Origin of the sequence: Streptomyces coeruleoprunus (genome assembly GCF_039542925.1) — a bacterium.
Classification (GTDB): Bacteria; Actinomycetota; Actinomycetes; order Streptomycetales; family Streptomycetaceae; genus Streptomyces; species Streptomyces coeruleoprunus.
This window is the reverse complement of the sequence record NZ_BAABIT010000001.1, coordinates 2,001,342-2,023,982: the sequence shown is the minus strand read 5'-3', so window position 1 is coordinate 2,023,982 and position 22,641 is coordinate 2,001,342. Positions and strand designations below refer to the sequence as shown.

General features: G+C 72.7%; 17 protein-coding genes and 1 pseudogene. 15 read left to right on the top strand and 3 right to left on the bottom strand.

Annotated features, from left to right (window positions below):
• Positions 1-5 precede the first annotated feature (5 nt).
• From pruA to ABEB09_RS08605, 6 genes and pseudogenes are all read left to right on the top strand, one after another.
• Positions 6-1,636 (top strand): annotated as a pseudogene (gene pruA / locus ABEB09_RS08630) (L-glutamate gamma-semialdehyde dehydrogenase).
• Between the two features lie 198 nt (positions 1,637-1,834).
• Positions 1,835-2,899: a S1 family peptidase gene (locus ABEB09_RS08625; RefSeq protein WP_345688730.1), complete on the top strand. Its 1,065-nt coding sequence runs from the start codon at positions 1,835-1,837 to the stop codon at positions 2,897-2,899.
• 95 nt (positions 2,900-2,994) lie between these two features.
• Positions 2,995-3,543 (top strand): GNAT family N-acetyltransferase, encoded by a 549-nt coding sequence (locus ABEB09_RS08620; RefSeq protein ID WP_345688728.1) that lies wholly within the window; start codon positions 2,995-2,997, stop codon positions 3,541-3,543.
• 224 nt (positions 3,544-3,767) lie between these two features.
• Positions 3,768-3,902 (top strand): hypothetical protein, encoded by a 135-nt coding sequence (locus ABEB09_RS08615; protein WP_345688726.1) that lies wholly within the window; start codon positions 3,768-3,770, stop codon positions 3,900-3,902.
• A gap of 101 nt (positions 3,903-4,003) precedes the next feature.
• Positions 4,004-5,047, top strand: coding sequence for a 3-isopropylmalate dehydrogenase (locus tag ABEB09_RS08610; RefSeq protein ID WP_345688724.1), 1,044 nt, complete (start codon positions 4,004-4,006; stop codon positions 5,045-5,047).
• A 247-nt stretch (positions 5,048-5,294) separates the two neighbouring features.
• Positions 5,295-6,386 carry a branched-chain amino acid aminotransferase gene (locus ABEB09_RS08605; RefSeq protein WP_345688722.1) on the top strand — a complete coding sequence of 364 codons (1,092 nt, stop codon included), beginning with the start codon at positions 5,295-5,297 and terminating at the stop codon, positions 6,384-6,386.
• Between the two features lie 260 nt (positions 6,387-6,646).
• On the opposite strand, the gene ABEB09_RS08600 is transcribed toward ABEB09_RS08605, so the two are convergent.
• Positions 6,647-8,101, bottom strand: coding sequence for a cytosine permease (locus ABEB09_RS08600; RefSeq protein WP_345688720.1), 1,455 nt, complete (start codon positions 8,099-8,101; stop codon positions 6,647-6,649).
• A 173-nt stretch (positions 8,102-8,274) separates the two neighbouring features.
• Here ABEB09_RS08600 and ureA point away from each other — a divergent pair, with 173 nt between their 5' ends.
• The 7 genes from ureA to ABEB09_RS08565 all read left to right on the top strand — a co-directional run bounded on the left by ureA (position 8,275) and on the right by ABEB09_RS08565 (position 16,425).
• Entirely contained in the window at positions 8,275-8,982 is a 708-nt protein-coding gene (gene ureA / locus ABEB09_RS08595) for an urease subunit gamma (RefSeq protein WP_345688719.1), read from the top strand.
• Complete coding sequence (locus tag ABEB09_RS08590; protein WP_345688717.1) at positions 8,979-10,700, top strand: urease subunit alpha; 1,722 nt, start codon at positions 8,979-8,981, stop codon at positions 10,698-10,700. The genes ureA and ABEB09_RS08590 overlap by 4 nt, the downstream gene beginning before the upstream one ends.
• Positions 10,701-10,817: 117 nt before the next feature.
• Entirely contained in the window at positions 10,818-11,849 is a 1,032-nt protein-coding gene (locus ABEB09_RS08585; RefSeq protein ID WP_345688715.1) for an agmatine deiminase family protein, read from the top strand.
• Between the two features lie 44 nt (positions 11,850-11,893).
• A complete protein-coding gene (locus tag ABEB09_RS08580) occupies positions 11,894-12,409 on the top strand; it encodes a hypothetical protein (protein WP_345688713.1) in 516 nt (171 codons plus the stop codon).
• 74 nt (positions 12,410-12,483) lie between these two features.
• Complete coding sequence (locus ABEB09_RS08575) at positions 12,484-13,032, top strand: TetR/AcrR family transcriptional regulator (RefSeq protein WP_345693879.1); 549 nt, start codon at positions 12,484-12,486, stop codon at positions 13,030-13,032.
• A 325-nt stretch (positions 13,033-13,357) separates the two neighbouring features.
• On the top strand, positions 13,358-15,013 hold the full coding sequence (gene cimA, locus ABEB09_RS08570; RefSeq protein WP_345688711.1) for a citramalate synthase: 1,656 nt from the start codon (positions 13,358-13,360) through the stop codon (positions 15,011-15,013).
• 47 nt (positions 15,014-15,060) lie between these two features.
• Positions 15,061-16,425, top strand: a complete 1,365-nt coding sequence (locus ABEB09_RS08565; protein ID WP_345688709.1) for a hypothetical protein — start codon at positions 15,061-15,063, stop codon at positions 16,423-16,425.
• On the opposite strand, the gene ABEB09_RS08560 is transcribed toward ABEB09_RS08565, so the two are convergent.
• Together ABEB09_RS08560 and ABEB09_RS08555 are read right to left on the bottom strand one after the other, a co-directional pair.
• A complete protein-coding gene (locus ABEB09_RS08560) occupies positions 16,335-17,558 on the bottom strand; it encodes an acyltransferase family protein (protein WP_345688707.1) in 1,224 nt (407 codons plus the stop codon). The two genes, ABEB09_RS08565 and ABEB09_RS08560, sit on opposite strands and share 91 nt — an antisense overlap.
• Positions 17,559-17,693: 135 nt before the next feature.
• A complete protein-coding gene (locus ABEB09_RS08555; protein WP_345688705.1) occupies positions 17,694-18,302 on the bottom strand; it encodes a YceI family protein in 609 nt (202 codons plus the stop codon).
• A gap of 225 nt (positions 18,303-18,527) precedes the next feature.
• Here ABEB09_RS08555 and ABEB09_RS08550 point away from each other — a divergent pair, with 225 nt between their 5' ends.
• Both ABEB09_RS08550 and ABEB09_RS08545 read left to right on the top strand, forming a co-directional pair.
• Entirely contained in the window at positions 18,528-22,337 is a 3,810-nt protein-coding gene (locus ABEB09_RS08550; RefSeq protein ID WP_345688703.1) for an endo-alpha-N-acetylgalactosaminidase family protein, read from the top strand.
• Complete coding sequence (locus ABEB09_RS08545; RefSeq protein ID WP_380867726.1) at positions 22,313-22,477, top strand: NPCBM/NEW2 domain-containing protein; 165 nt, start codon at positions 22,313-22,315, stop codon at positions 22,475-22,477. Before ABEB09_RS08550 ends, ABEB09_RS08545 begins: the two co-directional genes overlap by 25 nt.
• Positions 22,478-22,641: the final 164 nt, after the last annotated feature.

Genomic DNA, 22,641 nt, shown 5'->3' with positions numbered 1-22,641 from the left:
AACTCATGGACGCTGTGACCCAGGTCCCCGCCCGGTCAACGAGCCGGTGCACGGCTACGCCCCTGGCTCTCCGGAGCGCGCCCGTCTGGAGGCCAAGCTCAAGGAGCTGGCCGAGAACCCCGTCGAGCTGCCGATGACGATCAACGGCGTCAAGCGCATGGGCGGCGGCGAGCGCGTGGACGTGGTGCAGCCGCACAACCACGGCGCGGTCATCGGCACCTTCGCGGGCGCCACCCAGCAGGACGCCCAGGACGCCATCGACGCGGCCCTGGCCGCCGCTCCGGCCTGGCGCGCGATGTCCTTCGACGACCGCGCCGCGATCATCCTGCGCGCCGCCGAGCTGCTGGCCGGCCCGTGGCGCGAGACGCTGGCCGCGTCCACGATGCTCGGCCAGTCGAAGACCGCCCAGCAGGCCGAGATCGACACCCCGTGCGAGCTGGTCGACTTCTGGCGGTTCAACGTCAAGTACGCCCGTGACCTGCTCGCCGAGCAGCCCCCGGCGAACTCCCCGGGTGTGTGGAACCGCCTGGACCACCGCCCGCTGGAGGGCTTCGTCTACGCGATCACGCCGTTCAACTTCACCGCGATCGCCGGCAACCTGCCCACCGCCCCCGCCCTCATGGGCAACGTCGTGGTCTGGAAGCCGTCCCCGACGCAGACCCACTCCGCCGTGCTGCTGATGCAGCTCCTGGAGGAGGCCGGCCTGCCCAAGGGCGTCATCAACCTGGTGACGGGTGACGGCATCGCCGTCTCCGAGGTGGCCCTGAACCACCCGATGCTCGCCGGCATCCACTTCACCGGCTCGACCAGGACCTTCCAGCACCTGTGGAAGACGGTCGGCAACAACATCGAGAAGTACCGCTCCTACCCGCGGATCGTCGGCGAGACGGGCGGCAAGGACTTCGTCGTCGCGCACCCGAGCGCCGACCGCGCCGTGCTGAAGACCGCCCTGACCCGTGGCGCCTTCGAGTTCCAGGGCCAGAAGTGCTCCGCCACGTCGCGGGCGTACATCCCGGCCTCGATCTGGAACTCCGGCTTCAAGGAGGAGTTCGCGGCGGAGGTCGACGGCATCAGGATGGGTGACGTCACCGACCTGTCGAACTTCATCGGCGCCGTCATCGACGAGCGTGCCTTCGCCAAGAACAAGGCCGCCATCGACCGCGCCAAGCAGGACCCGGCCTGCACGATCGTCGCGGGCGGCACGTACGACGACTCGGTCGGCTACTTCGTCCGCCCGACCGTCATCGAGTGCACCGACCCGGAGAACGAGGTCTTCCGGGACGAGTACTTCGGCCCGATCCTCGCCGTGCACGTCTACGAGGACGACCGGTACGACGCGATGCTCGACCAGATGGAGTCGGTGTCGGCGTACGCGCTCACGGGCTCGGTCATCGCGAACGACCGCGCCGCCGCCGCCCACACGATGGAGAAGCTGCGCTACGCCGCGGGCAACTTCTACATCAACGACAAGTCGACCGGCGCCGTCGTCGGCCAGCAGCCCTTCGGCGGCGGCCGCGCCTCGGGCACCAACGACAAGGCGGGCGCCCCGCAGAACCTGATGCGCTGGACGCTGACCCGGTCCATCAAGGAGACGCTGGTCCCGCCGACCGAGTACGGCTACCCGCACATGGGCTGACCTCCGCCCACCCCCTGACACCGCCCCCCTCCGGCCCCCACGCCGGGCGGGGGCGGTTTCCATGTCCGGGCCGTGCCGCCTCCCGCGCCCGCCTCCGGACCGTCCGTGTCCGGGAGACACCCTTGCGGGACGGTAATGGACATGCCAAGTTGCTTCGTCGGTACGTCCCCACCCGTCACCGACGAAGGAGACCCCGGCATGAGACGCACGACCCGTGCGCGCATCGGCCTGTCCGCCCTGCTCGTCGCCGCATCCCTCGGCCTCGGCGCCACCCCGGCCGGAGCCGCCCCGGACCGGTCCGCCGACCAAAACGGCGAAGCCGCCACCCTCTACGCCCTCGACGCCGCCGTCGAGCGCTCCCTCGGCGCCGACAGCGCCGGCACCTACCTCGACGCCGCGACCGGCGAACTGGTCGTCACCGTGACCTCCGAGGCCGCCGCCGAGAAGGTCCGGGCCGCCGGCGCCACCCCCCGGCGCGTGCAGCGCGGCGCCGCCCAGCTCGACGCCGCCATGGCGGCCCTGGAGTCCCGGGCCAGCATCCCGGGCACTTCGTGGGGCCTCGACCCGCGCACCAACCAGATCGCCGTCGAGGCCGACCAGTCCGTTTCGGCCAAGGACATGGCCCGGCTGCGGAAGGTCGCCGCCTCGCTCGACGGCGCCGTCCGCATCACCCGCGTACCGGGCGTCTTCACACGCGAGGTCGCCGGCGGTGACGCCATCTACGGCGGCGGCTACCGCTGCTCCGCCGCCTTCAACGTCAGCAAGGGCACGACCCGGTACTTCCTGACCGCCGGGCACTGCACCAACCTGTCGTCCAGCTGGTCGGACACCTCCGGCGGCGCGTCCATCGGCGTGCGCGAGGGCACCAGCTTCCCGACCAACGACTACGGCATCGTCCGCTACACCACCACCAGCAACCTGGGCGGCCGGGTCAACCTCTACAACGGCAGCTACCAGGACATCGCCTCCGCCGCCGACGCGGTCGTCGGCCAGGCCATCAAGAAGAGCGGCTCCACCACCAAGGTGACCAGCGGCACGGTCACCGCCGTGAACGTCACCGTCAACTACAGCGACGGCCCGGTCTACGGCATGGTCCGCACGACCGCCTGCTCGGCCGGCGGCGACAGCGGCGGCGCCCACTTCGCCGGCTCGGTCGCGCTCGGCATCCACTCCGGCAGCTCCGGCTGCACGGGCACCAACGGCTCGGCCATCCACCAGCCGGTCAAGGAGGCGCTCGCCGCGTACGGCGTCGCCGTGTACTGACCGGGGCGCCCCCTTCCGTACCGGGGCACTCCCTTCCGTACCGGGTCCGGGCAATCCGGTACCCGGTACGGGCGGGGGCTGCGACAGTGGGCGGTATGACCGACCGTCTGCACACCGCCCACACCTACGCGTTGCCGCCCGCCCGGCTCCGGGAGATCCGGGCCCTGCTCCAGCAGGCCTTCGACGGGGACTTCACCGAGAAGGACTGGGAGCACGGGCTCGGCGGCGTGCACGCGTACGTCGAGGACGACGGCGGGCGGGTCGTGGCGCACGGCAGCGTCGTCATGCGCCGCGTCGTGCACGCCGGGCGCGCCCACCGGGTCGGCTACGTCGAGGCGGTGGGCGTCCGCGCCGACCGCCGGCGGCAGGGGCTGGGCGCCCGCGTCATGGCCGCACTGGAGGAAGTGATCGACGGGGCCTACGACTTCGGGGCCCTGTCCGCCTCCGCCGAGGGCGCCCCGCTGTACCGCTCGCGCGGCTGGCAGCTGTGGAACGGCGTGATCGAGACGTACGGCCCGGACGGCAGGCGGCGGCTGCCGGGCGAGGAGGACACCACCTATCTGCGCCCGGCGGGCGGGCGGCCGCTGCCCGTCGCGGAGGCCGGCGCGCTGCTCTTCGACTGGCGCGACGGCGACGTGCTGTGACGCTCCGTGCTGCTTGGGCCCATGCCCCGTCTCAGATAGTAGGAAGTCCGAGTAATTGTGGAGACAGCGGCGGGGCGGTCGCTTAGCTTTGTAGGAGCCGAACGTCTCGCTCCATCAGCGAATGGCGGTCGTGAGCGCGGTGCCCCCTGGCAGGCAACCCCTGCGGCAGCGCTCCCCGCCCCTTCCGGCGCCTTCACTTCCCTCATCTGAAGGAGTCGACCACCATGGCCGCTGCCACCGTCGTTCGTCGTGTTCGCCACGCCGCCGCCCGCCCCAGCGAGACCGAGCGGAAGAACGCCGCCGCCGCCCTCCAGCGCGCCCTCGACCGCCGTGACAACGGCGGCTCCACCGGCCACTGACCGCACACCCGTACGCCTCCGACGGCACGCGACCGTCGCCGCACGTCCATATGGTGGACGGTCATGTGTCAGGCAATGGGACGAGGAGTAGGGTGCCCCGCATGTCTCGCAGCATCAATCTCGCAGTGATCCCCGGTGACGGCATCGGCCAGGAGGTCGTGTCCCAGGGCCTCAAGGTCCTTCGCGCGGTGCTTCCGCAGGATGTGAAGCTGGAGACCAAGGAGTACGACCTCGGCGCCCGGCGCTGGCACCGCACCGGGGAGACCCTCCCCGACGCGGAGCTGGAAGCCCTCAAGGGCCACGACGCCATCCTGCTCGGCGCGATCGGCGACCCGTCCGTGCCGGCCGGCGTCCTGGAGCGCGGGCTGCTGCTGAAGCTCCGCTTCGCCTTCGACCACTACGTCAACCTGCGCCCGTCGAAGCTCTTCCCGAACACCGCGACGCCGCTCGCCGGCCGCCCCGACATCGACTTCGTCGTCGTCCGCGAGGGCACCGAGGGCCCGTACACGGGCAACGGCGGCTCGCTGCGCACGGGCACCCCCGCCGAGGTCGCCACCGAGGTCAGCGTCAACACGGCGTACGGCGTCGAGCGCGTCGTCCGGGACGCCTACGAGCGGGCCAAGGCCCGTCCGCGCAAGAAGCTGACGCTGGTCCACAAGAACAACGTCCTCGTCCACGCCGGCCACATGTGGAAGAAGATCTTCGACAAGGTCGGCGAGGAGTACCCCGAGGTCACCACCGACTACCTGCACGTCGACGCCGCGACGATCTTCTTCGTCACCCAGCCCGAGCGCTTCGACGTCATCGTCACCGACAACCTCTTCGGCGACATCCTGACCGACCTCGCCGCCGCCGTGACCGGCGGTATCGGCCTGGCCGCGTCCGGCAACATCAACCCGACGGGCGCCTTCCCGTCGATGTTCGAGCCCGTCCACGGCTCCGCGCCCGACATCGCGGGCCAGGGCAAGGCCGACCCCACCGCGACGATCCTCTCCGTCGCCCTGCTGCTGCGCCACCTCGGCCACGAGTCCGAGGCCGCCCGGATCGAGGAGGCGGTCGCCGCCGACCTCGCCGAGCGCGACGCCGCGACGACGCGGACGACGGACGAGATCGGCGACGCGCTCGCGGTACGCGTAGCGAGCTGACCCGTCGACTACCTCAGAAGCCGCCGGGTCGCATCAGCGCCCGGCGGCTTCTCCTGTGCGGCCACCGGGTGCCACCATCGAACCTGGACCGCGGTCACCCCATTCCCACCCCACGGCCCCCCGAGCGATAATCGAACGCGGGGCCGCGGCATGCGGTGATGCTCGGACGTCCTGGCAGCAGCAGCGACAGCGGCTGGAACGGCGTGGGCGCGGTCCGTCACACACAACCGGTGAAGGACTAGCACTCATGACGACGCCCACGACGATCGAGCTCAAGCCCTCCTCGAACCCGCTGTCCGACGCGGAGCGCGAGGCCATCCTGGCCAACCCCGGATTCGGCCGCCACTTCACCGACCACATGGTCATGATCAAGTGGACGGAGGGCCGCGGCTGGCACGACGGCCAGCTCGTGCCGTACGGTCCGCTGTCGGTCGACCCGGCCAACATGACCCTGCACTACGCGCAGGAGATCTTCGAGGGCCTCAAGGCGTACCGGCGCCCCGACGGCTCCGTCTCGCTCTTCCGCCCCGAGGCCAACGCCGAGCGCTTCCAGATCTCCGCCCGCCGCCTGGCCATGCCCGAGCTGCCGGTCGAGACCTTCGTCGCCGCGTGTGACGCGCTGGTCAAGCAGGACCAGGCGTGGGTCCCGCAGCACGGCGGTGAGGAGTCCCTGTACCTGCGCCCCTTCATGATCGCCAACGAGGTCGGGCTGGGTGTCCGGCCGGCCAACGAGTACCTCTTCCTCGTCATCGCCTCGCCCGCCGGCGCGTACTTCCCCGGTGGCGTCAAGCCGGTCTCCGTCTGGCTCTCCGAGAACTACGTCCGCGCGGTCCCCGGCGGCATGGGCTTCGCCAAGACCGGCGGCAACTACGCCGCCTCCCTCCTCGCCCAGGCCGAGGCCGCCGCGAAGGGCTGCGACCAGGTCGTCTGGCTCGACGCGCTGGAGCACAAGTGGGTCGAGGAGATGGGCGGCATGAACCTGTACTTCGTGTACGGGGACAAGATCGTCACCCCGGAGCTGACCGGGTCCCTGCTGGCCGGCATCACCCGTGACTCGCTGCTCCGCGTCGCCCGCGACCTCGGCTACACGTCGGAGGAGGGCCGCATCTCCACCGAGCAGTGGAAGCGCGACACGGAGAACGGCACCCTGACGGAGGTCTTCGCCTGCGGCACCGCCGCGGTGATCACCCCGGTCGGCACGGTCAAGTCCACGGCGGGCGAGTGGCAGCAGTCCGGCGGCGAGCCGGGCGAGGTCACGCTGAGGCTGCGCAAGGCGCTGCTGGACATCCAGACCGGCAAGGCCGAGGACGTCCACGGCTGGACGCACAGGATCGCCTGACGCCGGCGCGACGGTCCTCCGTACGGGAAGTCCACGGGCCCGGCTCGCACCCGCCGCGAGCCGGGCCCTCGCCGTACACGCCGGCGTCAGTCGTCGCCCTGCCCGCGCCGCCGCCGCGCGCCGCCGATCAGGGACGCCCAGACGTCGGCGAAGAACACCAGCAGCCCGCCGATCGTCTTCAGCACCCTCACGGCCGGCGATCCCGCGACCTCTTCCACGTGCCCCCGCTTTCCCCGTTTTTCTGTTCGATCAGTCGATGATCATCGTAGAGGCCGGGCCGAGGGCTCGAACAGCGACCTCTCCGGCTCCGCCGCCCCGCTCGCCGTGGCCGGTACGCGCGGCTCGCCGAGGGTCAGGGCCGCGTACGCGATCCCTCCCATCAGCCCCGACAGGATGAAGCTGCAGTCCACGCCGAGCGTCATCGGCAGCAGCGGCCCCTCGTACAGCGGCGTCGACACCGACGCCAGCCCCGTCGTCGCGCCCAGCGCCCACGCCGCCGTGGCCCGCGGGTGCCAGCCGGCCCGGAACCAGTACGCGCCGCCCCGCGCCCGCCGGTTCAGCACCTGGAGGGCCTCGGCGTCGTACGCACCGCCGCAGCGCAGGTGCCCCATCAGGGTGATCACCGCCCACGGCGTGCCGATCGCCGTCAGCAGCAGCACGAACGAGGTCATCGCCGACCGCGCGTCCCACGCGAAGTGGCCCAGGAACACGAACGCCGTCGCCACCGCGGCCACCACCAGCGTGGCCGTGGCGCGCGTCGCCCGCGGGACGATCGCGTCCAGGTCGAGGCCCATCGAGTAGAGCATCAGCCCGGCGTTGCCGACCGAGCCGGCGCTCGCGGCGACCAGCAGCGGCAGCAGGTACCAGGGCGCGGCCGTCGCGACGAGCGGGCCCGCGTAGTCGAGCCCCGCGCGGGCGGCCAGCGCCGTGAACGTACCGAACAGCTGCGGCACCAGCAGCCCCAGGAACAGCCCCACGCAGGTGGCCCGCCACACCGAGCGGCCGCTGTGCCGCAGGGGGGAGACGTACCGCGTGTAGTCGCCGAGCAGCGTGATGAAGGCGACCGGTCCGCTCAGCCCCGCCGCCACGGCCGACAGCAGCCAGGTCGGCCAGAACGACCCGAGCAGGTACGGCGTGTCCGGCGGCGGCGCGGCCGTGAAGTCGCCGGCGTAGGCCACTACGCCCAGCACGAGCAGCAGGGTCATCCCGAGGGCGAGCGCCCTGCTCACTCGCAGCAGCAGCTGGTAGCCGTACACCGCGGCGACCACGGTGCAGCCCGCCAGCAGCACGTACACCAGGACGTGCGCCCCGGGCCCGGTCGGCACGCCGAACAGCCGGGCGAGGGTGCCGAGCATCACGTCGCCGCCGATCCACAGCGTCAGCGCGGTGTAGCCCAGCGAGAGGAGCAGGCCGACGACGGAACCGACGAGCCGGCCGCGTACGCCGAAGAAGGCGCCGGACGACGTGGACAGGTTCGTGCCGGTGCGCAGCGACACCAGGGCGAGCGGGGCGGTGACGAGGACGCCGACGACCGTGCCGGCGACCACCGAGGTCACCGCGGGCCACAGCCCGAGGCCGAAGGACACCGGCAGCCAGCCGAAGACGATCACCCCCAGGCAGAGGTTCGATCCGAGCAGGATCGCGATCAGGTCGCGGGGCCCGCTGGTGCGTTCCGCCTCGGGGATGGCGTCGACGCCGCGCTGTTCGATCGGCATGGCTCTCTCCCTGCGGTCCCGGTCTCCCGGCAGTTCCGGTGCCCGGTCCCGTCGCACTTTAGAACGACGCTCAATGTCACCCATGTGGGCGCCCTAAGTCAACGGTTTCTTTTCCGGCATCCCAGGGTTAGAGTGGCGCTCTAATGCTGTGCACGCCAGGAGGTGTGAAGGACGTGCGACTGACCCCCACGGAACGCGACCGGCTGCTGCTCTTCGGAGCCGCCGAACTCGCCCGTGCCCGCCGCGCCCGCGGACTGCGGCTCAACGTCCCGGAGGCCACGGCCCTCATCGCCGACACCGTCTGCGAGGCGGCCCGGGACGGACGGCGACTCACCGAGGCGATCGAGGCCGCGCGCTCGGTGCTCGGCCCCGACGACGTCCTGCCGGGCGTCGCCGACGTGGTGACCGAGGTCCACGTCGAGGCCGTCTTCGACGACGGCTCCCGCCTCGCGGTCGTCTCCGACCCGATCGGCGCCCCCTCGGCCGGCGAGGACGCCCCCGGCGCACTGCTGCCAGGACCCGGCTACGAGGAGCTGGTCCCCCAGGTGAAGCTCACCGTCCGCAACACCGCCACCGTGCCGGTCAGCGTCACCTCGCACTTCCACTTCTTCGAGGCCAACCCGCGGCTCCGGTTCGACCGCGCCGCCGCGTACGGCATGCGCCTGTGCATCCCCGCCGGGTCCTCCATGCGGTTCGACCCGGGTGGCGAGGCCGAGGTGGGCCTGGTGCCCATCGGCGGCGACCGCGTCGCCATCGGCTTCGCCGGGCTGGTCGACGGCCCGCTGGACGCGCCCGGCGCGAAGGAGGAGGCCCTGCGCAGGGCGGCGGCCTGCGGCTACCTGGGCGTATCGGGCACCACTGATCAGGAGGTCGAGCGATGAGCCGTCCCGGAGGCCACCCCGCTGAGGCCCACCGCCTCACCCCGTACGAGTACGCCGCCACCCATGGCCCTCGGGCCGGCGACCGCGTCCGCCTCGGCGACTCCGGACTCACGGTCCGCGTCGAGTCCGACGCCCAGAAGCCCGGCGACGAGTTCCTGGCCGGGTTCGGCAAGACCGCCCGCGACGGACTGCACCTCAAGGCCGCCGCCGTCCGCGAGACCTGCGACGTCGTCATCAGCAACGTCCTCGTCATCGACGCCGTGCAGGGCATCCGCAAGGTGTCCATCGGCATCCGCGAGGGCCGCATCCACGCCATCGGCCGGGCCGGTAACCCCGACACCCTCGACGGTGTCGACGTCGTCGTCGGCACGGGCACGTCCATCGTGTCCGGCGAGGGCCTGATCGCCACGGCCGGAGCCGTCGACACCCACGTCCACCTGCTCTCGCCCCGCATCATGGAGGCGTCGCTCGCCTCCGGCGTCACCACGATCATCGGCCAGGAGTTCGGCCCCGTCTGGGGCGTCGGCGTCAACTCGCCCTGGGCGCTGCGCCACGCCTTCAACGCCTTCGACGCCTGGCCCGTCAACATCGGCTTCCTGGGGCGCGGCTCCTCCTCCCACGAAGCCCCGCTGGTCGAGGCGCTGGCCGAGGGCGGCGCGTCCGGCTTCAAGGTCCACGAGGACATGGGCGCCCACAGCCGGGCCCTCGACACCGCCCTGCGGGTCGCCGAGGAGTACGACGTCCAGGTCGCCCTCCACAGCGACGGCCTCAACGAGTGCCTGTCGGTCGAGGACACCCTGAAGGTCCTGGAAGGCCGGACGATCCACGCCTTCCACATCGAGGGCTGCGGCGGCGGGCACGTCCCCAACGTCCTGAAGATGGCCGGCGTCCCCAACGTCATCGGCTCGTCCACCAACCCCACCCTGCCCTTCGGGCGGGACGCGGTCGCCGAGCACTACGGGATGATCGTCTCCGTCCACGACCTCAAGACCGACCTGCCCGGCGACGCGGCCATGGCCCGCGACCGGATCAGGGCCGGGACGATGGGCGCCGAGGACGTCCTGCACGACCTGGGCGCCATCGGCATCACGTCGTCGGACGCGCAGGGCATGGGAAGGGCCGGCGAGACCGTACGCCGGACCTTCGCCATGGCCGGGAAGATGAAGGCCGAGCTGGGCCCGCTGGAGGGCGATGGGCACGGCGACGACAACGCCCGCGTCCTGCGCTACATGGCCAAGCTCACCATCAACCCGGCGATCGCCCACGGCCTCGCGCACGAGGTCGGCTCCCTCGAGGTCGGCAAGCTCGCCGACATCGTGCTGTGGCGGCCGGAGTTCTTCGGCGCGAAGCCCCAGCTCGTCCTCAAGGCCGGCTTCCCGGCGTACGGGGTCGTGGGCGACCCGAACGCGGCCACCGACACCTGCGAACCGCTGGTGCTCGGCCCGCAGTTCGGCGCGCACGGCGCCACGGCCGCGGACATCTCCGTCGCCTTCGTCTCCGGCGCGGCGGCCCAGCTGGGCGCCGACCTGATGCCGACGCGCCGCCGCCGGGTCGCCGTCCGGGGCACACGCGGCATCGGCCCCGGCGACCTGCTGCTCAACTCCCGTATCGGCGACGTCGCCGTGGACGCCCGCACCGGGCTCGTCACGCTCGACGGCGACCCGGTCCGCTCGGACCCGGCCGACTCCGTCTCCCTCAACCGCCTGTACTTCCTCTGAGCCCGGCAACTCCCGTACGGGACCCGCAAGTCCCGCAACTCCCCCAACTCCCGTAAACCCCTTCACCCCTGTAACCCCCGTAACCCCCGTGACTCCCCGGACGACAAGGACGACTCCATGACGTCGCGCACCCCCGCCGGCTTCCGCATGCCCCCGGAGTGGGCCCCGCACGAGCGGACCTGGATGGCCTGGCCCAGCACCAACCCGACGTTCACCAACGAGCAGGAGCTGGCCGAGGCCCGCACCGCCTGGGCCTCCGTGGCCCGCGCGGTACGCCGCTTCGAGCCGGTCACCATGGTCGTGGCGCCCGGGGACGCCCCCTCGGCCCGCGCCCTGCTGGGCGACGACATCGAGCTGGTCGAACGGGACCTGGACGACGCCTGGATGCGGGACATAGGCCCCACCTTCGTCACCGACGGCACCCAACTCGCCGCAGTCGACTGGGTGTTCAACGGCTGGGGCGCCGCCGACTGGGCGCGCTGGGAGCACGACTCCAAGATCGCCCGGCATGTGGCCGACGTGGCGGGCGTCCCCGTCCACGCCTCGCCGCTGGTCAACGAGGGCGGCGCCATCCACGTCGACGGCGAGGGCACCGTCCTCCTCACTGACACCGTCCAGCTCGGCCCCGAGCGCAACCCCGGCTGGACCCGCGCCCAGGTCGAGGCCGAGATCCACGCCCGGCTCGGCACCACGAAGGCCATCTGGCTGCCGCGCGGCCTGACCGGTGACTACGGCATGTACGGCACGCGCGGCCACGTCGACATCGTCGCCGCCTTCGCCCGCCCCGGCGTCGTCGTCGCCCACACCCAGCCCGACCCGGCCCACCCGGACCACGAGCTGTGCAAGGCCAACGTCGCCCTCCTCCGCTCCCAGACCGACGCGCGAGGCCGCGCGCTGGAGGTCGTCGAAGTCCCGGCCCCGACGGTCCTCCAGGAGGACGGCGAGTGGGTCGACTACTCGTACATCAACCACTACATCTGCAACGGCGGCGTCGTGCTGTGCGCCTTCGACGACCCCCGCGACGAGATCGCGGCGGGCATCTTCCGCCGCCTGTTCCCCGACCGCACGGTCACCCTGGTCGACGCCCGCACGATCTTCGCGGGCGGCGGCGGCATCCACTGCATCACGCAGCAGCAGCCGAAGGTCTGAGAAACCGCTGGCAGGGGCATGGGCGCGGCTGACACCCTGCGTCCATGCCCGAGCCCACGCCGTACGACGGCTACAGCATCACGCGCATCTACGTCCTGTCCGAGGACGCCTGGCGCATCGAGCTCGACCACCGCGACCACAAGGGCATGCTCACCGCGATCGTCCCCGACGAGGACCCGACGCGTGAGCCGTCGTTCTGCCTCTCCCCGCCGGACGGCCACCACCACGTGCCGTACGAGGTGCTCCGCTGGTTCATGGACGAGGTGCACGAGGACGTCGCCCGGATCCGTGCCTGGACGACCCTGCCGCCCGCGGCCGTCGCCGCGGTCGTCGCGCTGCGCGAGGTCGTGTACGACGGCTGGGACGACGAGGACGGGCCGGCGCTGGTCGCCCTCCTCTCCGACGCGCTGCCCGCCGACCAGGTGGCGGCCGTCGTACGGGAAGTGCTCGGCCTCGAGGTCGACGCCCTCCCCGACCGACCGCCCACACCCGGCGAGATCGCCGCGCTCCGCTCGCGCATGACCGACGCCGGCTGGAGATCAGGTACAACTGACGAGTGAACGAGCCCCGCAAACCGCCCGGCGCGCGCCGCCGGAACCACGCACCGCCGCGTGAGGACGTGCTGGCCGCGGCGATGGCGACCATCGCCGAACGCGGACTGGAGGGCCTCACCATGGCCGGGCTCGGCCGCGAGGTCGGCATGAGCAGCGGCCACCTCCTCTACTACTTCCGCACCAAGGACGAGCTGCTGCTCCAGACCCTGGAGTGGAGCGAGGGCCGCCTGGGCGCCGAACGCAGCGCGCTGCTGTCGCGGCAGCACCTCCCGGTGGCGGAGCGGCTCACCGCGTACGTCGGGCTGTACGTGCCCGACGGGCCCCGCGACCCGCACTGGACGCTCTGGCTGGAGGTCTGGAACCGGTCGCAGAACGCCGACGAGGACGCCCGCGGCCGTCAGGCGGCCATCGAGGGCGCCTGGCACCGCGACCTGGTCGCCCTGCTGGCGGAGGGCATCTCGCGGGGCGAACTGCGCCGCGTCGACCCCGACCGGTACGCGACCCGGCTGCGCGCCCTCCTCGACGGCTTCAGCGTGCACGTGGCGGTGGGGATACCGGGAACGGGCCGGGAGCAGGTGCTCACGCACGTACGGGAACACCTGGAGGACTCCCTGCTGGCGGGCGACTGAGCGGGCCACCGGTCCCGCCGCCCCGCCCTCTTGACCGCATCGTGAGACCCGTGCCCACGTGCCGTCCCTCTTGTGGCAAACTGCCCCCGTGCTCGCAAACCCGATGATTATCGGCAGCAGCGCGCCGGTCCGCAGTGACCACTGAACCGCGACACCACACCGAAGCGGCAGTGGACACCGTGTCCCAGACCCGCGCGCAGACCTCTCGCACCCGCGAGAGGTTTTTTCGTTTTCCGGCCCCACCCCGGGCGCGGAGGGCGGCGCGCGAGAATGGGGGCAGGTGGAGCCGGCCAATCCGGCCACATCCCACAGGAGCAGGACAGCCATGACCACGGAGACCGCCGACAGTTCCCCTGCCGAGGGGCGTGTCGACGACGGATTCCACGTCTTCGACACCACGCTGCGCGACGGCGCACAGCGTGAGGGCATCAACCTCACCGTCGCCGACAAGCTGACGATCGCCCGGCACCTGGACGAGTTCGGCGTCGGCTTCATCGAGGGCGGCTGGCCCGGGGCGAACCCCCGGGACACGGAGTTCTTCGCCCGCGCCCGCCACGAGATCCGCTTCCGGCACGCCCAGCTCGTCGCCTTCGGCTCCACCCGCCGGGCCGGCATCCAGGCCTCCGAGGACCCGCAGGTCAAGGCGCTCCTGGAGTCCGGCGCCCCGGTGATCACGCTGGTCGCCAAGTCCCACGACCGGCACGTCGAGCTGGCCCTGCGCACCACCCTGGACGAGAACCTCGCCATGGTCCGCGACACCGTGGCGTACCTGCGCGAGCAGGGGCGCCGGGTCTTCGTCGACTGCGAGCACTTCTTCGACGGCTACAAGGCGAACCCCGAGTACGCCAAGGCCGTCGTCCGCGCGGCCCACGAGGCGGGCGCCGACGTCGTCGTCCTGTGCGACACCAACGGCGGCATGCTCCCCGCCCAGGTGCAGGCCGTCGTCTCCACCGTCCTGGCCGACACCGGGGCCCGGCTCGGCATCCACGCCCAGGACGACACCGGCTGCGCCGTGGCCAACACGCTGGCCGCCGTCGACGGCGGCGCGACGCACGTCCAGTGCACCGCCAACGGCTACGGCGAGCGGGTCGGCAACGCCAACCTCTTCCCGGTCGTCGCGGCCCTGGAGCTGAAGTACAACCGGCGCGTCCTGCCCGAGGGCGCCCTCGCGGAGATGACCCGTATCTCCCACGCGATCGCCGAGGTCGTCAACCTCACCCCCTCCACCCACCAGCCGTACGTCGGCGTCTCCGCCTTCGCGCACAAGGCGGGCCTCCACGCCTCCGCGATCAAGGTCGATCCGGACCTCTACCAGCACATCGACCCCGAGCTGGTCGGCAACACCATGCGGATGCTGGTGTCCGACATGGCGGGCCGCGCGTCCGTCGAGCTGAAGGGCAAGGAGCTGGGCATCGACCTGGGCGACGACCGCGAGCTGGTCGGCAGGGTCGTCGAGCGCGTCAAGGCGCGCGAGCTGCGCGGCTACACGTACGAGGCGGCGGACGCGTCGTTCGAGCTGCTCCTGCGCGAGGAGGTCCAGGGCCGGCCGCTGCGCTACTTCCGTACGGAGTCCTGGCGCGCGATCGTCGAGGACCGCCCGGACGGTACGCACGCCAACGAGGCGACGGTGAAGCTGTGGGCCGACGGCGAGCGCATCGTCGCGACGGCCGAGGGCAATGGCCCGGTCAACGCCCTGGACCGGGCGCTCCTGGTGGCCCTGGAGCGGATCTACCCGCAGATGGCCAAGTTCGAGCTGGTCGACTACAAGGTCCGCATCCTGGAGGGCCGCCACGGCACGGAGTCCACGACGCGGGTGCTGATCACCACGAGCGACGGTGACGCGGAGTGGTCGACGGTCGGGGTCGGCGAGAACGTGATCGCGGCGTCGTGGCAGGCGCTGGTGGACGCGTACACGTACGGCCTGCTGAGGGCAGGGGTGAAGCCCCCGGAGAGCGTTCCGGAGAACGAGCCGCGGCAGTAGAGCGGTAGTAATGCTCGAATTCCCCCGAATGGGGTAATTTCGATGGTATGAGGACGAAGGTGTTCTCCTTCTCCGTGCTTTCTTCGCTGTCGGCCGCGGCGGGGCTCGTACTGGCGCTCCTCCTGGTCCTGGTCCCCGCCGCGGGCGCGAAGGCGGCATCCGACGGCCTGCGCGAGGCGGCCGCGGCGCTGAAGCAGGGCCCGGTGTACGTGCACCCGCAGGCGGCCGGCCAGCTGCCGGGCCCGCAGGAACGGGCCCTGGAGGAGAAGATCCTCGATGCCGACAAGCCGGTGATGGTGGCGGTGCTCCCGGCGACGGCCGAGTTCCCGGAGGACACGCTGCTGCGTGACCTGCGCACGCTGACCGGCGTGACGGGCGTGTACGGGGTCCGCCTGGGCGACGCGTTCGACGCGGGCGCGGACCGGGTGGTGCTCTCGCCGCGGGCGGTGGACAACCTGGTGGCGGCGGTCCACCAGCCGGGCGTGGACGCGGTGACGGAGCTGAACAACTTCGTGGACCAGGCGCTGCCGCAGACGCGTGGCACGGCTCCGTCGTCCTGGGCGGGCGTGCCCGGGGACGAGGTCCCGGTGGGCGGTCTGATCACGGTCGGCGCGCTCCTCGCGGCGACGGGCGCGGGCGTCTCCGCGATGCTCGTCCGCAAGCGGCGCCGGAGGCAGGCGGAGGAGCAGGAGGCCCTGGACAAGCTCCGGACCGTCGTCGACGAGGACATCACGGCGTTCGGCGAGGAGCTGGACCGGCTGGACTTCCACCCGGCGGAGGCCGGTGCGGACGACGCGATGCGCGCGGACTACGAGCGCGCGCTCGACGCGTACGACAAGGCCAAGACCCTGATGGGCGGGGCCCGGCACCCCGGCGAGGTCCGGGGCGTGACCGAGGCCCTGGCGGACGGCCGCTTCTCGCTGGCCGTCCTTGCCGCCCGCCGCGAGGGCCGCCCGCTTCCCGAGCGGCGGGCACCCTGCTTCTTCGACCCCCGCCACGGCCCGTCCGTGACGGAACTCCCCTGGACCCCGCCCGGCGGCAGCCCCCGCGACGTCCCGGTGTGCGCCGCCGACGAGTCCCGCCTCAAGGCCGGTCAGGACCCGGCCGCCCGCACGGTCTCCACGGAGCTGGGCCCCCGCCCCTACTGGGAGGCCGGCCCGGCCTACGGCCCCTGGGCCGGCGGCTACTACGGCGGCACCCTCCTCCCGGGCCTCCTGGTGGGCACGATGCTCGGCACCATGCTCGCCACCCCGGCCTACGCGGCCGAGTACGGCGGTGAGGGCTACGAATCCTTCGCGGGCGGCGACTTCTCGGGCGCGGACTACAACCCGTCCGACTTCGGCGGCGACTTCGGCGGCGGGGGCGGGGACTTCGGGGGCGGTGGAGGGGACTTCGGCGGCGGAGGGTTCTGACCCGCTCGCCGCGCCGCGCCGGCCGGGCCCCACTTCCGCAGCCACCGCTCCAACGGATGTTCCACCCAGTGGTAGGCGGCTGCCGCGAAGGCCAGGCTCGTGGTGATCACGGCCATCCACGCCAGGGCGGTGTGCGGGAGATCGTGCGGCTTGCCGTGCGCGCCGAGCCACACCCGGATCACGATCTCGTGGATCAGGTACCAGGCGAACGACCAGTGGCCCAGCCGCAGGTGCCGGGCGCCGGCGAGGCCCGTGCGGTGGCCCCGCAGGTCGGCGTGGGCCGCGGCGGCCACCAGCAGGGCGAACAGCGGCGTCGCCAGGAGCTGCGAGGCCTGGTACGGGCCGTACCAGGCGGAGTCCGGCACCGCGTGCGACCAGGGGATCAGGGCCAGGTGCCAGGCGGCGACCAGGGTGACGGCCGGCCACAGGCCGAACGGCGGGCGCCAGCCGCGCGCCACGGCCACGCCGGCGGCCACGCCCAGGGCGAACTGGAGGGTGCGCGTCAGCGGCAGGTAGTCCAGCGCCCACGCCCGTAGCGACGGGTCCGCGATCAGCGCGCCGGCCGGCCACAGGAGCACCACTCCCGCGCACACCGCGCCCGCGACCCGGCGCCGGCCGCGTCCCGACCGCATCACCGGCAGCGCCGTCAGCAGCGGGAACAGCAGGTAGAACCACGCCTCGTCGCTCAGCGACCACGCGGCCGGGTTCCCGCCGCGCAGCACGACCGGGTCGGGCACCCAGGCGTGGACGAGCAGCAGCGTCCCGGCCACCGCCCCTGCGCTCACCGCGGTGCCGAGCGCCAGCCACACCCCGACCGACAGGGCGGTCGTGACCGCCAGCAGCGGCCAGATCCGGGCGAACCTCCGCCACAGGAAGACCTTCGCCGGTACCCGCGTCCCGTCGTACGTCCACGCCAGCACGAAGCCCGACAGCACGAAGAAGAACGTCACCCCGCTGCGGCCGTACCAGGTCACGTCGCTCAGCCCGGGTATTTCGCCGACCTGCCGGGACAGGTGGTACAGCACCACGGCCAGCGCGGCCCAGAAGCGCAGTCCGGTGAGGGAGGGCAGCCGGTCCCGCCGGGGGAGGGCGGGCAGCGGGGCGGGGCGCTCGGTGGCGGCGGTGCGGCGCATGGCGCGATTATCCGGGGCCGGTGTGGTGCGGCCGGTCCGGCAGGGGCCCGTACGCCGAGCGCCCGCCGTGCCGGATGGCAGGGCGGGCGCGCTCGTGGGTGTGGCCGGGGTGGCGACGCGGGGCGGTCGCCCGGGTCACGCCGTGCGGATCGCGGAGATCTCGAACTTCAGCTTGATCTTGTCGCTGACCAGCACGCCGCCCGTCTCCAGGGCCGCGTTCCACGTCAGGCCCCACTCCGAGCGCAGGATCTCGGCCTTGCCCTCGAAGCCGACGCGCTCGTTGCCGAACGGGTCCTTGGCGGCGCCGTTGAACTCCAGGTCGATCGCGACCGGCCGGGTCACGTCCTTGATCGTGAGGTCACCGGTGATCCGGTAGTCCTCGCCGCCCAGGGCCTCGGCGGAGGTCGAGCGGAAGGTCATCAGCGGGAACCGCTCCGCGTCGAAGAAGTCGCCACTGCGCAGGTGGCCGTCGCGGTCGCCGCTGCCGGTGTCGATGGACGCGATCCGGATGTCCAGCGAGGCGGCGGACGCGGACGGGTCCGAGCCGTCGAGGACGAGCGTGCCCTCGTAGTCGGTGAAGGCGCCGCGCACGTTGGTGACCATGGCGTGGCGGGCGGTGAAGCCGATGCTGCTGTGCGCCGGGTCGATGGTGTACGTGCCGGTCAGCGCGGCCAGGGCCGGGTCGACGGCGGCGGTGGTGGCCGGGGCGGTGGCGGTTGCGGTGCTGCGGCTGAAGAGACCCATGACGTGCTCCTTCGGAGAGGTCGAGAGATGGCGTTGATGGTTCAACGTTCAACTACATCCGACTGTAGGGCGGTGAAGTTCAAATTTCAACTACTCATTCCATGATTCTTTGCGGGGCCGCTCGGTGCCGCCTCTTGGACTCTGCTTCCGGTGCTCTTGGACTGGGCTCCCCGCTCCCGTCCGCCGTCGTTGACGCGGTCATGACCCCCCGGCTACCCAGTCCCCATGTCGACCGGATTCCGCGCCGCGGGCGTCCTCGCCGCGGCCTCAGCCGTCCTCCTCGCCCTCGCCCCGCCCCTGTCCGCCGCACCCCCGGAGGCCCCCGCCACCATCGGCTCGCCCCAGCTCGCCGTAGCCGTCGCCCGCGACTTCCCCCGCGTCCTGTCGTACACCGACCGCGCCCGCGGCACCCGGCTCCTCGGCTCCACCCGGCCCGTCACCGACGTCACGCTCAACGGCACCCCGTACGCCGTCGCGCTCAAGGCCCCGGTCGCCCTCACCGCCGCCTCCGCGGCCTACACGCTCACCTTCCCGGCCCTCCCGGGCGTCGAGATCGACACCGCCCTCGACGTGGCCGGCCGCACCACCACCTTCCGCGTCACGGCCGTCCGGGACACCGGGGCCTTCCGCGTCCGGACGATCGACATCCCCGGCCACGACCTGGTCTCGGTCGGTTCCGACGAGCCCGGCGCCGCGACCGCCTTCACCCGCCTCGACCCCGACTCCACCCGCACCGCCGACACCTTCGCCACGGTCACCCGAGCCACCCCCGCCGAGGCCGCGCCGACCGGTGCCACGTACGCCCTCGTCAACACCGGCGCCCTCGCCGCTGCCGTCGAGTCCAACTCCACGTACGACAAACCCTCGGGCCCCACGAACCGCGACGCCGCCCGCTTCTGGCACCAGGCCCGCACCACCGCCGACGGCGAGGTCCGCGTCGGCGTCCGGTCCGGTCAGTGGACCTACCGCGGCGAAGGCGCCACCGCCCCCGAGACCGGCGCCGACCTCCCCTGGGCCCGGGTCGTCGTCACCCCCGACGCCAACGGCGACGGCACCACCGACTGGCAGGACGCCGCGGTCGCGTTCCGCGCCATCGGCATCAAGGCGCCGGGCAGCGAGCAGACCCCCGAGCGGGTCGTCACCCACATCCCCTTCAACTTCGCCAGCCAGGCCACGCACCCCTTCCTGCGCACCCTCGACGACGTCAAGCGCGTCTCGCTCGCCACCGACGGGCTCGGCCAGCTCGCCGTCCTCAAGGGGTACGGCGCCGAGGGCCACGACTCGGCCCACCCCGACTACGGCGGCAACCACAACAAGCGCGCGGGCGGTCTCGACGACCTCAACACCCTGCTGAAGGAGGGGCGGAAGTGGGGCGCCACCTTCGGCGTCCACGTCAACGCCACCGAGTCGTACCCCGAGGCCAGGAACTTCAGCGAGACCCTCGTCGACCGGACGAAGCCCGGCTGGAACTGGCTCAACCAGAGCTACTACATCGACCAGCGCCGCGACCTCACCAGCGGCGACCTCGCCCGCCGGTTCGCCGAACTGAGGGCGGAGACCGACCCGAACCTGTCCTTCCTCTACATCGACGTCTACTACACGCACGGCTGGGTCGCCGACAAGACGCTGCGCACCGTGCAGAAGCAGGGCTGGCACGTCGGCACCGAGTGGTCGGACAAGTTCGAGCGCGGCTCGCTGTGGTCCCACTGGGCCAACGACCTCGACTACGGCGGCGCCACCAACAAGGGCCTCAACTCGCAGATCATCCGGTTCATCCGCAACGGCGAGAAGGACGTCTGGAACAACCACCCCGTCCTCGGCCAGACCGCCCTGGAGGACTTCGAGGGCTGGACCGGCGAGACCGACTTCCGGGCCTTCCTCGACAACGTCTGGCAGCGCAACCTCCCGGCCAAGTACCTCCAGAAGCAGCGCATCACCCGCTGGGACGGCGACGACATCACCTTCACCGGAGGCCTGCGCGGCACCGTCGAGAACGGCCGCCGCACCTTCTACGACCACGGCCGCAAGGTCCTCGACGGCGACCGCTACCTGCTCCCCTGGGACGGCGGCCGCAAGCTGTACCACTACAACAAGGGCGGCGGCACGACCCGTTGGGCCGTCGCGGCGCCGGGCCCGTACAGCGTGTACCGCCTCACCGACAACGGCCGCGTGAGGACCGGCACCGTGCGGGCCGTCGACGGCACGCTCACCCTCACCGCCGCCCCGGGCCAGGCGTACGTCCTCTACCGCGACAGCGCCCCGGACCCCGCCGACCCCCGCTGGGGCGAGGGCACACCCGTCGACGACCCCGGCTTCAACGACGCCCGCCTCGCCGCATGGACCACGAGCGGGACCCTCACCCGGCACACCGACGCGCAGGGCCGCACCAGCGCCGCACTCGCCGGGCCCGGCGCCGCCGGGCTCAGCCAGCGGCTCACCGGCCTGGAGCCCGGCCGCCGCTACGCCGCGTCCGCCTGGATCGAGGTCGAGCCGGGCAGGTCACGCCGCACCGTCCTGTCCGCCGGCGGCGCGTCGGTCACCGTCGAACGCTCACCCGTGATGAACCGCGTCGCCGCGTCCGACTGGCACTCCACCCACTTCCAGCGCGCCAAGGTGCACTTCACCGCCCCGGCCGACGGCACGGCGACGCTCGCCGTCACCGCCGACGGCGGCAGCGCCGCCACCGTCCGGGTCGACGACGTCCGGGTCGTCGCCAACGACCCCGCCACCAAGCCGGGCACGCTCGTGTACGAGGACTTCGAGGCCGTCGACCAGGGCTGGGGGCCCTTCCTCAAGGGCGACGCGGGCGGCGCCAACGACCCCCGCACGCACATCAGCCGGCTCCACGCCCCCTACACCCAGGCCGGGTGGAACGGGAAACTCGTCGACGACGTCCTGGAGGGCGCCGAGTCGCTGAAGTCGCACTCGGAGAACGCCGGGCTCGTCTACCGCACCGCGCCCTGGACCGTCCCCCTGAAGGCGGGACACCGCTACGCCGTCGCGTACGACTTCCAGTCCAGCCACGCCGGGGCGTACGAGTGGATCACCGGCTACGACAAGGACGGGCGTTCCGTCGAGACGCGGCGCACCCCCATCGGGCAGCAGCGCACGACCGGGCACTTCACCGAGACCGTGACGGCGGGCTGCGGCGACTCCACCTGGACCGGGCTGCGCAAACGCCAGGGCGCTCCCGAGGGCGCCGACTTCGTGCTGGACCGCTTCACCGTGACCGACCTCGGCCCGGCCGCCGAACCCGTGGCGTGCGGCACCCTCGCCCTCACCGCGCCCGAGGCCCTGGAGCCCGGCGGCGCCAACCGGGTCGCGGTCACCCTCACCCACGACGAGGACGCCCCGGCCACCGGCGCCTCCGTGACCCTGGCCCTGCCCGACGGCTGGACCGCCCAGCCCGCCGGCCCGGTCACCCTCGGCGCGGTCGCGTCCGGCGCCCCGGCCACCGCCACCTGGCAGGTCACCCCGCCGGCCGACGCCCCGTACCGGGCGTACGCCCTGAGCGCCACCGCCACCTACGCGGTCGGCGGGGACAACGGCGGCGAGCGGCGGCTCGGCGCGCAGAGCACTGTCCGCACCCTGCCGCCCCCGCCCGTGGCCGACACCTGGGCGAGCGACCACGACTGGGTGTCCGCCCGCAGCGGCTGGGGCCCCGTCGAGCGGGACTCCGCCAACGGCTCCACCGGGGCGGGGGACGGCGGGCCGCTGCGGATCGGTGGCGTCCCGTACGCGAAGGGGCTCGGCACGCACGCGCCGGCGGCCGTGCGGTACTACCTGGGCGGCCGGTGCGCCTCGTTCACCGCCGACGTGGGCGTCGACGACAGTCAGGGGACACGGGGGAGCGTCCGCTTCCGGACGCGAAGGGGCTCGGCACGCACGCGCCGGCGGCCGTGCGGTACTACCTGGGCGGCCGGTGCGCCTCGTTCACCGCCGACGTGGGCGTCGACGACAGTCAGGGGACACGGGGGAGCGTCCGCTTCCGGGTCCTGGCGGACGGTCAGGTGCGGGCCGAGACGCCGGTGCTGAGGGGCGGCGGGGCCGCCCGGGCGATCAGCGCCGGCGTGGCCGGTGCCGACTACGTCGAGCTGGTCGTCGAGGACGGCGGCGACGGCAACGGCAACGACCACGCCGACTGGGGGAACGCCCGCTTCCACTGCGGGGGATGAGCCCGCGCGGCTTCTTGCGGGCCGGTCCGGGGGCGGGTATCCGTGCTTCCGGACCGGTCCGGAAGCCGCCCCTTCGAAAGCGCTTCCCCTCCGTCCTGTCATGCCCATTGCGATATCGCCCGCCCCGGTGCTGCACTGGGGCGGTCCGGCAGGTCTACACCACT